This window comes from Streptomyces sp. NPDC048462, from assembly GCF_043200175.1.
In the GTDB taxonomy this organism is placed as follows: domain Bacteria; phylum Actinomycetota; class Actinomycetes; order Streptomycetales; family Streptomycetaceae; genus Streptomyces.
In genome coordinates, this window is the sequence record NZ_JBICXG010000012.1 from 180,705 (window position 1) to 193,975 (window position 13,271).

At 71.3% G+C, this 13,271-nt stretch carries 13 protein-coding genes; 8 read left to right on the forward strand and 5 right to left on the reverse strand.

Translation table 11 applies throughout. From position 1 onward, the window contains the following. Positions 1-23: 23 nt before the first annotated feature. Positions 24-881 (reverse strand): diacylglycerol kinase, encoded by an 858-nt coding sequence (locus ACGFU6_RS21575; protein ID WP_393612925.1) that lies wholly within the window; start codon positions 879-881, stop codon positions 24-26. Positions 882-1,067: 186 nt separating this feature from the next. Here ACGFU6_RS21575 and ACGFU6_RS21580 point away from each other — a divergent pair, with 186 nt between their 5' ends. From ACGFU6_RS21580 to ACGFU6_RS21600, 5 genes are all read left to right on the forward strand, one after another. Continuing rightward, on the forward strand, positions 1,068-2,351 hold the full coding sequence (locus ACGFU6_RS21580; RefSeq protein WP_393612926.1) for an adenylosuccinate synthase: 1,284 nt from the start codon (positions 1,068-1,070) through the stop codon (positions 2,349-2,351). A 147-nt stretch (positions 2,352-2,498) separates the two neighbouring features. After that, a complete protein-coding gene (locus ACGFU6_RS21585) occupies positions 2,499-3,350 on the forward strand; it encodes a helix-turn-helix domain-containing protein (protein ID WP_393613008.1) in 852 nt (283 codons plus the stop codon). 13 nt (positions 3,351-3,363) lie between these two features. Further along, positions 3,364-3,552, forward strand: a complete 189-nt coding sequence (locus ACGFU6_RS21590; RefSeq protein ID WP_393612928.1) for a DUF397 domain-containing protein — start codon at positions 3,364-3,366, stop codon at positions 3,550-3,552. Positions 3,553-3,730: 178 nt separating this feature from the next. Next, positions 3,731-3,988 carry a hypothetical protein gene (locus ACGFU6_RS21595; protein WP_393612930.1) on the forward strand — a complete coding sequence of 86 codons (258 nt, stop codon included), beginning with the start codon at positions 3,731-3,733 and terminating at the stop codon, positions 3,986-3,988. Then, entirely contained in the window at positions 3,988-4,257 is a 270-nt protein-coding gene (locus ACGFU6_RS21600; protein WP_393612932.1) for a hypothetical protein, read from the forward strand. The genes ACGFU6_RS21595 and ACGFU6_RS21600 overlap by 1 nt, the downstream gene beginning before the upstream one ends. 35 nt (positions 4,258-4,292) lie before the next feature. On the opposite strand, the gene ACGFU6_RS21605 is transcribed toward ACGFU6_RS21600, so the two are convergent. Further along, positions 4,293-5,828 carry a substrate-binding domain-containing protein gene (locus ACGFU6_RS21605; protein ID WP_393613010.1) on the reverse strand — a complete coding sequence of 512 codons (1,536 nt, stop codon included), beginning with the start codon at positions 5,826-5,828 and terminating at the stop codon, positions 4,293-4,295. Between the two features lie 290 nt (positions 5,829-6,118). On the opposite strand from ACGFU6_RS21605, the gene ACGFU6_RS21610 reads away from it, so the two are divergent. From ACGFU6_RS21610 to dnaN, 3 genes are all read left to right on the forward strand, one after another. Then, positions 6,119-6,994, forward strand: coding sequence for a glycoside hydrolase family 19 protein (locus tag ACGFU6_RS21610; RefSeq protein ID WP_393612934.1), 876 nt, complete (start codon positions 6,119-6,121; stop codon positions 6,992-6,994). Between the two features lie 328 nt (positions 6,995-7,322). Beyond that, a complete protein-coding gene (locus ACGFU6_RS21615) occupies positions 7,323-8,216 on the forward strand; it encodes a glycoside hydrolase family 19 protein (RefSeq protein WP_393612935.1) in 894 nt (297 codons plus the stop codon). Positions 8,217-8,474: 258 nt separating this feature from the next. Further along, a complete protein-coding gene (gene dnaN, locus ACGFU6_RS21620) occupies positions 8,475-9,611 on the forward strand; it encodes a DNA polymerase III subunit beta (protein ID WP_393612937.1) in 1,137 nt (378 codons plus the stop codon). Between the two features lie 263 nt (positions 9,612-9,874). Here the strand turns inward: dnaN and ACGFU6_RS21625 are convergent, their stop codons facing one another. The 3 genes from ACGFU6_RS21625 to ACGFU6_RS21635 all read right to left on the reverse strand — a co-directional run bounded on the left by ACGFU6_RS21625 (position 9,875) and on the right by ACGFU6_RS21635 (position 13,126). Further along, a complete protein-coding gene (locus ACGFU6_RS21625) occupies positions 9,875-11,962 on the reverse strand; it encodes a protein kinase (RefSeq protein WP_393612939.1) in 2,088 nt (695 codons plus the stop codon). A 118-nt stretch (positions 11,963-12,080) separates the two neighbouring features. Further along, on the reverse strand, positions 12,081-12,530 hold the full coding sequence (locus tag ACGFU6_RS21630) for a MarR family winged helix-turn-helix transcriptional regulator (RefSeq protein WP_393612941.1): 450 nt from the start codon (positions 12,528-12,530) through the stop codon (positions 12,081-12,083). Then, entirely contained in the window at positions 12,527-13,126 is a 600-nt protein-coding gene (locus ACGFU6_RS21635; protein WP_393612943.1) for a DJ-1/PfpI family protein, read from the reverse strand. Before ACGFU6_RS21635 ends, ACGFU6_RS21630 begins: the two co-directional genes overlap by 4 nt. Positions 13,127-13,271: the final 145 nt, after the last annotated feature.

Below are 13,271 nucleotides of genomic sequence, written 5' to 3' on the forward strand. Positions count from 1 at the left end.
CACCCGCGCTCCGGCCCGGGGACCTACCCCGCCGGCACCGGCAGCATCAGCCCCCACGCGCCCGCCCGCACCGTCCAGGTACGCGTCCTCACCGGCCCGCCGACCTGTATGTCCGCGCGGTAGCGGAAATCGGGTCCGGAGACCGTGACGGCCTTGGCCCCGGTGGTGACCGGGTCGCCGTCCGGCGGGTGGATCGTCACCTCCGCGAGGCCGCCGTCGCCGCACCCCGAGGTCACCGTCACCGATTCGACCGGGCGGTCCAGATCGTTCAGCAGGACCCCGTCCGCCTCGATCCGCAGCCGGTGCGTGCGCAGCGGCGCGGGCAGCGCGGAGGGCGTGGGATGCACCAGGGTCCGGACCAGGGAGCGGCAGGTGTCCCAGACGGCGGTGACGCCCGAATGGGACCCCTCCGTGCCCGGTGCGCTGCTCGGCGCCGGGATGCGCAGCGCGCCAAGGACCACGCCGTCGCTGTCGTCGACCATCAGGTCCAGGCGCCGCACGGCGCCGTCGAGCGCGGTGCGGGCCGCCGCCACCGCACTCGTCGGCACGCCGAGTGAACGGGCGAGTTCCAGGGCCGCCGCCGCGCCGACCGGGATCAGCGAAAGGGCGTTTCCGGCCGGTTCCCGCTCCCGGTGCAGCTGGGCCACCGCCCGCCGCAGCGCCCGGTCGTCACCGATCACCACCGGCCGCCGGCCGCCCCTGCGGGAGAGGGCCCGTGCGAACTCCTCGGGCCCCTCGGGGAGGCAGATCTTGGCGTGTGAGCCCGCGCTCAGCACGTCCTTCGCGATCCGGACGGACTCGCCGTCCGTCCTGCGGGCGACCGGATCGATCACCACCAGCAGATGGGGCGCACCGTTACCGGGGGGCTGGGCAGCCGACACCTCGGTCCTTCCTCGGGTAGCATCTTGGTGCAAGAGCCCCTTGCGCTATTGCGCCAGGGGCTTGGTCTATTCCGGGGCACCCGGTTCGACGGTTCAGGCCTTGTCGTACAACGTCGTACGGCATGTACGACGTTTACGTACGCCCCCTGACCTTGGACATGCCCCGCCCGGAAGGGGTGTACGCCTGTGCCCGCACTTGTGCTGCTCGGTGCTCAGTGGGGTGACGAGGGCAAGGGGAAGGCCACCGACCTCCTCGGTGGATCCGTGGACTATGTGGTGCGATACCAAGGCGGCAACAATGCCGGCCACACGGTTGTCGTCGGCGACCAGAAGTACGCACTGCATCTCCTCCCCTCCGGAATCCTGTCACCGGGGTGTACCCCGGTCATCGGGAACGGTGTCGTGGTCGACCCGGCCGTCCTGCTCTCCGAGCTGAGTGGGCTGAACGACCGCGGCGTGGACACGTCCAAGCTGCTGATCAGCGGTAACGCCCATTTGATCACCCCGTACAACGTCACTGTCGACAAGGTGACGGAACGGTTCCTCGGAAAGCGCAAGATCGGCACGACCGGGCGCGGTATCGGCCCGACGTACGCCGACAAGATCAACCGGGTCGGCATCCGCGTCCAGGACCTCTACGACGAGTCGATCCTGGAGCAGAAGGTCGAGGCGGCCCTGGAGCAGAAGAACCAGCTCCTGGCCAAGGTCTTCAACCGGCGCGCGATCGAGACCGGCAAGGTCGTCGAGGACATGCTCCAGTACGCGGAGCAGATCAAGCCCTTCGTCGCCGACACCTCGCTGATCCTGAACGACGCCATCGCGGCGGGCAAGGTCGTCCTCTTCGAGGGCGGTCAGGGCACGCTGCTCGACGTCGACCACGGCACGTATCCCTTCGTCACCTCGTCGAACCCGACCGCGGGCGGCGCCTGCACCGGTTCCGGCGTGGGACCGACGAAGATCAGCCGCGTCATCGGCATCCTCAAGGCCTATACGACGCGCGTCGGCGCCGGTCCGTTCCCGACCGAGCTGCTCGACGAGGACGGCGAGGCCCTGCGCCGGATCGGTGGCGAGCGCGGTGTCACCACCGGCCGTGACCGCCGCTGCGGCTGGTTCGACGCCCCGATCGCACGGTACGCGACCCGGATCAACGGTCTCACCGACTTCTTCCTCACCAAGCTGGACGTGCTGACCGGCTGGGAGCAGATCCCGGTGTGTGTGGCGTACGAGATCGACGGCAAGCGCGTCGAGGAGCTCCCGTACAACCAGACCGACTTCCACCACGCGAAGCCGATCTACGAGATGCTGCCGGGCTGGTCCGAGGACATCACCAAGGCGAAGACCTTCGCCGACCTGCCGAAGAACGCGCAGGCCTACGTGAAGGCGCTGGAGGAGATGTCCGGCGCCCCGATCTCCGCGATCGGTGTCGGCCCCGGCCGGACCGAGACGATCGAGATCAACTCGTTCCTGTAGGGAACACCGTGAGGGCGGCCGACGAGCAGGATGCGTCGGCCGCCTTCGCGTACCCGCGCGGTGGGGCGGGCGGGTTGACTAGGGTGGTTGTGCGCCAAGGCCCACAGGCCCGCGCTTGATCAACCGGATGGTGAGGAGAAACGGCTCATGCCGGTCAGGAAGCCGCCCACCGCTCGGCAGCGGCGGCTCGGTGCTGAGCTTCGGCGGATGCGGGAGCACGCCGGGCTGACCCTGACCGAAGCCGCCGTTCGGCATCGGGTGGACAAGACCGCGATCAGCAACACCGAGGCGGCGCGGTTCGGGGTGAGTCCCGACCGGGTGCGCGTGTGGGCGTCCAACTACTCCTGCCCCGACCAGGCTTACGTCGACGCTCTGGTCGACATGGCCCGGGAGCGCGGAACCAGTTGGTGGGACGAGTATCGCGATTCACTGCCCGCGGAGCTCCTGGACCTGGCCGAGATGGAGCATCACGCGTCGATGCTGCGGTCGGCCCAGATCATGCACATCCCCGGAATTCTGCAGCAGCCCGACTACATGCGGGGAATCTTCGCGGAAGCGGTCCCGGCGATGCGCCCGGAAACACTGGACCGGCACACGGAGTTCCGCATCAGACGGGCTGCGCTCCTCGACCGTGCTGATTCACCGCCGTGCGAATTCGTCATCCACGAGTCCGCGCTGAGGATGCGGTTCGGTGATCGCAACGTACTGCGCAGGCAGCTCGAGTACATGCTGGAGCAGTCCGACCGGCCCGGCATCACGCTGCGCGTCGTGCCGTTCGAAGCGGGCGGGTTCGCGAACGCGGGGAGTTCGATCCTGTACGCGTGCGGTCCGGTATCCGCACTGGACACCGTGCAGATCGATGTCCCCACGGGCGTGACCTTCCTGGACGCCGAGAACTACCTCGTGAACTATCGTGCGGTTCTTGATCGCATGCGTGAACGTGCCATCGGTCCTGAGGCCTCCGTCGGCTTCATCCGGGAAGTGGCCAAGGGAATCTAGAGGTTGCGAAGCGGTGGAACTTCACTGGCGCAAGGCGTCCTTCTCGGCAGACACGGGGGCCTGCGTCGAGCTGGCTGAGCAGGATGGCGAGATCCTCTTGCGCGAGAGCGACGATCCGGGCGTGGTTGTCCGGACGACCAAGGCGAAGCTGGCGGCCTTCCTGGATGGAGCCAAGGCCGGCGAGTTCGACGACCTCGTGTAGGGAGCGAGTCGCGGCATATGCCAATCCAAGTCATTGCGCATCAACGTTGATGAGGCAGCATGATTTTCGCTACCCTTTGAGTGCGGGTGGTAGTCGCGTGACTACCGCGTGAACGCAAAGTGCCCCGGCGGTGTCCTACCACCCCGGGGCATGACCAACGCCTCAAAGGAGCGTCAGCATGTTCCATCGTATCGGCACGCGCCTCTCGCGCGTCCTGCGCGTCCGGCCCGTCGTGCTTCCGCAGCCTCAACCCCCGTACGTGCAGCGCGTCCTGCGTCTCGCGCCCCCTACGCGTCCCGCGGTCATCGATCCCGAACGCCGGCTGCGGCGTACCGTCATGCGGCTCGCGCTGGACGGTCTTGTGGTCGCGGCCGGGGTCGGGCAGGCGTACGGCACCGGCGCTCTCGTGGTGGCGACGGCGCGGGGGACGGTCTGATGGGCGCCGGGGGAGAGGTACGGGTCAGCCGGGTGCCCAGCAAGCCCGTGCGGCGGGAGGCGGACGGGTCGCTGTTCATCGACCTCTGGCTGCGCCGGGGCGGGGCCTTCGAGGAGGACGCCGCGTTGCGGCTGACGCCCGCCGAGGCCGAGATGCTGCACGCGCAGCTCTGCTACGCGCTCGACGACGAAACGGCCGAGCTCGGCGGTCCGTTCGCGGAGCGTCCCGACTGCCGCAGGGGCGTGCTCAGGACGCGGCGCACGCCCTGACGGCCCGTCCGGATTCCCGCCCGCCCTCATCCCCCTCATCCCTCCCCGCAGATCCGCAGCCCCTGCGGCGTCGCGCACGGCAGGTGGCCGTGGGTGCGGATGATGTCCTGGCCGCTGCCTCGGCTGAGGTAGGCCAGGAAGCTGGAGGCCAGTGAGTCGGCGGGCGGGCTGCCGTAGGTGTACGCGTACTCGATCTCCCGGTACGGGTAGCTGCTGGTGGCGATGGTGTCGACGGACGGGGTCCGGCCGTCGATGTCGATCCGGTGCGCCCCGGCGGGCTTGGTGCCGGAGCGCAGTTCGCTGTAGCCGATCGCGCCGGCGAGCCGGCCCACCTCGGCCAGGACCTGTTCGGTGGAGTCGAGTTCGCAGCGGATGACGGCGGCCTGCGGGTCGTCCTTCGTGGTGCAGTCGCGGGAGGACTGGGCGGGTTCGTTGCGGCCCAGCACGCGGCGCTGGAACACCTCGCGGGTTCCGGAGTTGGCGTCCCGGCTGACCAGCAGTACGGGGAGGTCGGGGCCGCCCAGCTCCCGCCAGTTGCGGATGTCGCCCCGGTAGATCCGGCGGATGTCGTCGCCGGTCAGGTTCTTCAGCGGGACCCGGTCGTTGACGACGAGGCGGAAGAGCGAGACGGCGACGCGGTTCTCGCGCAGCTGCGGGAAGCCGCTCGGCTTGGGCCCGTCGGAGAGGGCGACCAGGGCGGGTGAGCCGGACTTCCCGGACCGGGCGCCGGCGTCGGCCAGTTCCCGTATCCCGGCGGTGCTGCCGTGCGCGTCCACGGTGACGGTGGCGCCCTCGCACGCCTTGCCGTACTTCGCCGCCAGTTCCCGCAAGGCTGGCGTGAAGGCGGTGGAGCCGGTCACGGTCAGCTCGCCGCGGGCGCAGCCGATGGGCGGCGGGGTGTCGTCCCGCACCAGGATGATGGAGGCCAGCGTGACCACGCAGACGGTGAGTGCGACGGTGATGAACCGGGCGGCGCGGCCGAACAGCGGGGGCTTCTCGTCGGGGCGCGCCGCCTTGTTCGGAGTCACCTCGCCGTCCCGGATGCCGCCGGTGACCCGGACCGGGGAGCCCACCCGGGAGCCGGTCAGCAGGACCAGGAGTTTGAAGTGCTCGCCCCGGTTGAGCGGTACGCGCGGCAGCCGGATCAGGGAGCCGCTCTCGCGCAGTCCTGCGGACGGGGTGAAGTGGTCCATGAGGTGGTCGGCGCCCGGGGAGTGGGTGACGGCGATGCCGCGCACCCGGCGTTCGGTGAACTCGACCACCAGGCCGTGGAGTTGCTCGTCCGGTCCGGTGTAGTCGCCTCGGGCGATGGACTGCGATCCGTCGTTCTCGATGCGCAGCAGGACGAGCGTGGCGTCGGACATGTCCGGGGTCTCGCCGAAGAGGCCGAGCCGGACGTTGGCCCGGCCCTGGCCGGCGTCGCCGCCGATCGGGGTGTCCATCTGGACGCGGTAGCCGATGCGTTTGCGGCGGGGCACCCGGCGCTCGTACCAGAGCACGCCGATGGAAGCGAGGACGCCCAGTACGGCGGTGAGTACGGCCACGACGTTCTCGGCGCTGAGCCACTCCACGGCGTCCACCAGCTCCCCCCGGGGTGTCCGCACACGCGGGGCGGCCGGTCTGCGGTTCGCGTCACCGTACGTGCGGGGAAAGGCAGTTGGGGCTCTCGGGCGGGACCTTCGGCCGGTGTTCGTCCGCTGTTCGCCCGGCGGCCACGGGTGCGGTGCGACCGGGCGGCGCGCGGCGGCTGGTCTAGACCTTGACAGGTCCAGACCAGCGGGGGTTGGGTGTCGGGATGCCCGGACGCATGCCGGAGCCCGTGCGGTGTGCCCTGTCGAAGGAGTGAGCAGCGCTGAACCGCATGAAGAGCCTTCTGACCGCCCTGAGTGCCGTCGTGGCGACGGCCGCCTTCCTCCCCGCCACGGCGAACGCCGCGGCCCCCGAGCCCGCCCCGGCCGCCGCCTGCGCGCCGCTCTGGAGCTCCTCGTCGGCCTACACGGCCGGCGGTACCGTCTCGCACCACGGCCGCAACTGGACGGCCAAGTGGTGGACGCAGAACGAGAATCCGGGCGCCACCAGCGTCTGGGCCGACGGCGGGGCCTGTACGGGCGGGGTCTCCGACTTCGTCATCAGCGAGGCGGAGTTCGACCGGATCTTCCCGGACCGCGACCCCTTCTACACCTACCAGGGGCTGATCGACGCCCTGCACGCCTACCCGCGCTTCGCGAACACCGGGACCGAGGCGATGCGGAGCCGGGAGGCGGCGGCGTTCCTGACGCACGCGGACTTCGAGTCGGTCGGTCTTCAGTACGTGAAGGAGATCAACGAGGCCAACTACTGGATCAAGTGCGACTACAGCCAGCCCTTCGGCTGCCCGGCCGGGCAGTCCGCGTACTACGGGCGCGGACCGATCATGTTCAGCTGGAACTTCAACTACAAGGCCGCCGGTGACGCGCTCGGCCTCGACCTGCTGAACAACCCGTGGCTCGTGGAGCAGGATCCGTCGGTCGCCTGGCAGACCGCGCTCTGGTACTGGAACACCCAGAACGGCCCCGGCACCATGACCTCGCACGAGGCGATGGTCGGCGGCGCCGGATTCGGCGAGACGATCCGCTCGCTCAACGGCGCGCTGGAGTGCGACGGCGGCAACCCCGACTCGGTGGCGGCGCGGGTCGCCAAGTACGAGCGGATCACCGGGATCATCGGCACCGCCCCCGGCTCCGGGCTCACCTGCTGACGGCCCGCGAGCCGTGGCGTGCGCCGGGGTGCGGCTGACCGGTCGGACAGTAGGGCGTCCCGAATGCTGGACGGGCCCGAAGGTTTTACCTTCGGGCCCGTCTCCGTTCCGCGGACGGTTGCGGAGCTACTCCCTCCGGAATCGGCCCTGTTGGGGAGGCCTGTGGCGCGGACGGCCGGTGGTCCGTACGCCGCCGGCCGGCGTGGTGGGAAGGTTTCATTACGATGGTCTAGACCTTGACAGGTCCAGACCAGCAGCGCTTGAGTGTCGGCACCCCCCATGGCGGCGCACCGATGAGCTCGGTGCGCCGCGCCGAAGGAGTGTTCACATGATCAGACGCATCATGGGCCTGCTCACCGCGCTGGGCGCGGTCGTCGCGACGCTTGTCATCCTTCCCGCCACCACGGCGTCGGCAGCCGACTGCGCGGCTGCCTGGAACTCCTCGTCCGTCTACACCGGCGGCGGCGCCGCCTCGTACAACGGGCACAACTGGACCGCCAAGTGGTGGACCCAGAACGAGACACCCGGCAGCTCCGACGTCTGGGCGGACGCGGGCAGTTGTGGCGGCGGCGGCACCGACCCGGGCGACCCGGGCTCGTCCGCGGACTTCATCGTCAGCGAGGCCCAGTTCAACCAGATGTTCCCGGGCCGCAACTCCTTCTACACCTACAGCGGGCTGACCGCCGCGCTGGACGCCTACCCGGGCTTCGCCAACACCGGCAGCGACACGGTGAAGAAGCAGGAGGCGGCGGCGTTCCTCGCCAACGTCAGCCACGAGACCGGCGGGCTGGTGTACGTGGTCGAGCAGAACACGGCCAACTACCCCCACTACTGCGACAGCAGCCAGCCCTACGGCTGCCCCGCCGGCCAGTCGGCGTACTACGGGCGCGGCCCGATCCAGCTCAGCTGGAACTTCAACTACAAGGCCGCCGGTGACGCCCTCGGCATCGACCTGCTGGGCAACCCCTACCTGGTCGAGCAGGACGCCGCCGTGGCCTGGAAGACCGGGCTCTGGTACTGGAACACCCAGAACGGCCCCGGCACCATGACGGCCCACAACGCCATGGTGAACGGCGCCGGATTCGGTGAGACGATCCGCTCCATCAACGGCTCCATCGAGTGCAACGGCGGCAACCCCGCCCAGGTGCAGAGCCGGATCGACAAGTACCAGGCCTTCGTCTCGATCCTCGGCACGACGCCCGGATCCAACCTGAGCTGCTGACCCGCGAGCTCCCGTGGACGGGGAGCACCGGCGGCCTCACGGTCGCGGGTGCTCCCCGTCCTGTTGTGCGTCACCGGTGAGGTCCAGCGCCCGGAAGGCCGGCCACAGGTCGTGGCGGGCGCTCGGGGTCCGCAGGAGCGAGCGTCGCAGTACGGCCGTCTCTGCGCAGCCGTTTTCCCTGCGCCGACCCGTTGTCAGTGGTGACCCTTAGCGTCGGGACCGGAGATGGTCGTCGGCGCACGAGGAGAGGTCACCACCATGGAGTTCCGGATCGATCGCGGCACACTGGCCGACGCCGTCACCTGGGCGGCCCGGGTGCTGCCCACGAGGTCGCCCGTTCCCGTGCTGGGCGGTCTGCTGCTGGAAGCGGCGGACGGCCGGCTGTGCATCTCCGGCCTCGACCACGAGGCTTCGGCCCGGACCGAGGTGGACGCCGAGATCCTGCGGCCCGGCAAGGTGCTCGTCATGGGCCGCCGGCTGCTGGACGTGTGCCGGGTGCTGCCCGAGGGCGCGGTGGAGTGCGCGGTGGAGGGCTCCCGCTTCACGGTGACGGGCAGCGGCGCCGGATTCGGCCTGTCGGTGCTGCCGCTCGACGACTACCCGTCGCTGCCGCCGCTGCCGGAGGTCCTCGGCGCGGTGGACGGCGAGGAGTTCGCGGCGGCCGTCGCGGACGTGACCGTGGCGGCGGGCCGGGACGACACCCTGCCGACGCTCACCGGTATCCGGCTGGGGCTGGACGGCGACCGGATGACCCTGGCGGCGACGGACCGCTACCGCTTCGCGGTCCGCACCCTCGGCTGGAAGCCCGCGGCGGCGGACGTCTGCGCCGATGTCGTGGTCTCGGCCCGCCGGCTCACCGAGATCGCCCGCTCCTTCGGCCGTGCGGGCATGGTCAGCCTCGCTCTGGACAGCGGCTCGGCCGGCTTCGAACTGGCCGGGACGCGCACCACGGTCCGCCTGCTGGACGGCCGACTGCCCCGCCACGACAAGCTGTTCGCGATGTCGGACCCGGTAGCGGCGGTCACCGGCCTCGCGCCCCTGGTGGAGGCGGTCAAGCGGGTCTCGGTGGTGGCGGACAACGACAGCCCGCTCCAGTTCGCCTTCCAGGGGGATTCGGTGCTGCTCCAGGCCGGTTACGAGGACGACGTGGCGTCCCAGCGGCTGCCCGCCGCGCTCGCGGGTACCGAGGAGATGGCGGTCGCCTTCAACCCCTCCTACCTGATGGACGCCCTGGCCTCCTTCGACGCGCCGGTCGTCCGGTTCCGGCTGATGGGCCCGGGGCAGCGCGCCATGGTCACCGGGCACGACACGTACGAGGACGCGCTGGACACGGCGGAAGGGGCGTCGCCGCCGGCGCACCAGCACCTGCTGATGACGGTCAGACCGCTGGTCTGAGCTGATCCAGCACGTAACCCGGCACGTGACCCGGCACGTGACCCGGCACGTGCCCGGCGCCTGGACCGCTGCCGTTCCCCGGTCACGCCGAGGGGGAGAGCTGCTCACGCACCCATTCAGGATCGGGGTTGACGTGCGGCCGGCCTGCCGTCGTCCGCGCTGCGGCGTTGTGCCTCCGCCGCGCCGGCCGGCCCCGGGAAGACCAGAGGTGAGTGGATGGGCGAGTTGACGGGCGAGTCCGTGCTGCGCGGCCCCGCCCCGGCTCAGCCGGTCTTCGTGTACGTGAGCTTCTCGCCGGTGTCCGTGTTCTCGCGGCTCAGGGTGCCGTCCGATTGCAGGGTGAGCGTGGTCGGGCCGCCGGGTGTGCAGGACGACATGGGCCGGCCGAGCGTCACCGTGGAGGGGCCGATCCTGAGCGGGTCGTCGCCGGTGACGGCGTCCGTCAGATCCGCCTGGAAGACGCAGCGGTAGGTGCCGCCGGTGTCGGTGGGGCCCTCCGCGGTGAGGCTGAGGACGCTGTCGCCGACCCCGCCCTGCTGGATGACGAGTTCACGGCTGGAGTGGCCGGCGGCGTTCTCGATGCCGCCGGACCAGGTGCCGAGATAGCCCTCGGGGATGCCGTCCTCGCCGTTCTTCCCGTCGGTGGGGGACGGGTCCTGGCTGCCGTCGGGGGAGCCGGAGTTGGACCCCGGGCCGGCATCGGGGCCGGTGGTGTCCTTCGCGGGGGACGGCGTGCTGGAGTGCTTCGGGGATGCCGTGGTGTCGCCGCTGTCGCTCATCAGCGCGTAGACGGAGCCACCGGCGCCTATCGCGACGAGCACCGCGATCACCACGAGAGCGACGGTCGACCCGGTCCGCTTGCGAGCCGGCTCGGGGGCGGGCGGCTGGGGTCCGGCCGGGTAGGCGGGGCCGTACGGGGGCGTGGCGCCGAAATCGGGCTGCTGCTGCGGGTAGCCGTACGCCTGGTGCTGGGCGGGGTTCTGCTGTTGCGGGTAGCCGTAGGCCTGGCCCTGGGCGGGGTGCTGCTGCTGGGGGTAGCCGTACGCCTGGTGCTGGGCCGGGTTCTGCTGTGGCGGGTAGCCGTAGCCCGGGGCGGGAGTCGGCCCGTATCCCGGGGCGGGACTCGCCGCGTACCCGGGTGCGGGCGTGGCAGGCGTCGCGGACGTCGCGGGTGCGGTGGGCGTGGCGGGTGTCGCGGGCGGGTGCGCGGCCGGCGGCGGCGTGTCCTGCGGGCCCTTCGCCTCCGCACGGGTCTCCGCCTCCGCGCGGGTCTCCGCCTCCGCACGGGTCTCCGCGTCCGGGCGGCCCTCCGCTTCCGCACGGGTCTCCGCTTCCCCCGGCTGTGCAGGCGTCCCCGGCTGTGCGGGCGTCCCCGGCGTCTCCGATGCCCCGCGCTCCCCGGGCTCCGCCGCTTCCTGCGGGTCCTCCGAGTCGAGCAGTTCCACCGCGTGGCGCCCGAGCTGGGCGATGAGCGCGCCCGGCAGCCAGGGCTCCGAGCTGTCGTCCCCGGCCAGCCGGTCCAGTATCTCGTCGGTCGTCGGTCTGGCCTCCGGGTCCTTGTGCAGGCAGTCCCGGATCAGCTCCACGAGGTCCACCGGCACCCCGGTCAGGTCCGGGTCCTCCTGCGCGATCCGGAACAGCAGCGCGTGCACCCCGCTGGCCGCATCGCCGAACGGGAGCCGCCCGGTCGACGCGTACGCCAGCACCGAGCCCAGACAGAACACGTCGCACGCAGTCGTCACGGCCTCGCCCCGGACCTGTTCGGGCGACATGAAGCCGGGGGAGCCGACCAGCGCACCGGTGCGCGTGAGCCCGCCGTCGGTGACGGTGTCCAGGGCCCGCGCGATGCCGAAGTCGATGACCCGGGGGCCGTCGATCGTCAGCAGGATGTTGGACGGCTTGAGATCGCGGTGGATGAGCCCGGCGGTGTGGATGGCCCGCAGGGCGTGCGCGAGGCCGTTGCCCAGGATGTGGACCGAGCGCTCGGGCAGCGGCCCGTACGCGCCGGGGGCGGGGCCCGCCGAGAGGATCGTGCGGCCCGAGACGGTGGACTGGAGGGACGGGCCGGCGATGTAACCGGTCGCGACCCAGGGCACGTTGGCGTCGGTGTCGGCGTCCAGCACCGGGGCGGTCCAGGTGGAGCCGAGGCGGCGGGCGGCCATCACCTCCCGCCGGAACCGGTCGCGGAACTCCTGCTGCTCGGCGAGCTCCTCGCGCACCAGCTTGATCGCGACGGTGCGCCCACGGTCCGAACGGGCCAGGTACACCTGCCCCATGCCGCCCGCGCCGAGTCTGCCCAGCAGTCGGTAGGCGCCGATGCGTTGCGGATCTACGGAGCCGAGCTTTTCCATGGTGTGCAGTCCTCCCCCGTACGGCGACACGCCGGACGGGTCGAGAATAGCGGCGCGCCCGTGCCCCGTCGGGGGGTGGTGGCCGGTCCGTGCCCGGAAACGGGGCGCTTCGCCCGGATCAGGACGGGCTGTGCACCGCGTCCATGGCCTGCGCCAGGCGTTCCAGCACGCGCACCGTCTCCGCGAACGCCTCCGGTCCCAGCTCCTGGTTCAGCCGCGCCGCGAACTCCGCGTGGCCGGGGCCGATCCGGGACATCGCGGCGCGGCCCTCCGCCGTCGGGCGCAGGAGCTTCGCGCGGCGGTGGGCCGGGTTCGGCGCGTACTCCGCGAGGCCCTTGCCCACCAGCAGATCGGCGATGCGCTGCACGGCCTGGCGGGTGATGCCCATGACCCGGGCGATCCCGGAGACCGGCAGCGGCTCGGCCAGCACGGCGCCCAGCACCTGCCACCAGGCGGCGGTCAGCCCGGCCGGGCGGGCCAGCTCCTCCGACAGGGAGAGGAACTGGCCGTTCAGCCGGAAGACGCCGAGCGCGGTCCGGCTCAGCCGGTCCTGTTCCGTGCGGCTCATCCCTGGAGCACCTCGTACGCGCTCGGGTCCGAATCGTGGAAGAGGCGGTACCAGGCGTCGAGCTTCTCGCCCTCGAACACCCCGAGGAGGGCGAAGATCTCGCGGGCGAACGCGACCGGCTCGGTCGGCCCGGCGGTGATCAGGGTCCCTTCCTCGTCCGTCACGGCGTCCGTGTCGACGTAAGCCCTGCCGCCCCCGTAGCCGGTGGCCGCCAGGTAGAAGGACACCGCGCTCGTGTGCGCGCGCCCGTCGAGCAGCCCCTCGCGGGCCAGTCCCGCCGTCGCCCCGCAGATCGCGGCGACCGGTACGCCCGCGTCCAGGAAGGTCCGGGCGGCGCGGGCGAAGGGAGCCAGCTCGTCGCCGGTGTCCCACAGCCCGGCGCCCGGCAGGATCAGCAGCGCGCTGTCCTCGGGGCGCAGCCCGGCGAGCGCCAGATCGGGCCGCACGGTCAGCCCGCCCATGCTGGTGACGGGTCCGGTCGTCGGGCCCACCGTCCGGACGGTGAAGCCGTGCTGGGTGAGCTGGGCGGTGGTGTGCCCGGTCTCCCAGTCGGCGTAGGTGTCGTACACGGCCAGATGCACGGTCCCGCGGGTCATGGCGTCCTCCTCGGCAGCAAGGATTTCCGTAGCAGGGATTCGATGACAACATGCTGTCATCATGGCAATATGTTGTCAATCTTTCGGGCCCTCGCGGTGACCCGACACCCTGCCGAACCACCCGCCCCACTCCATATACAAGGTG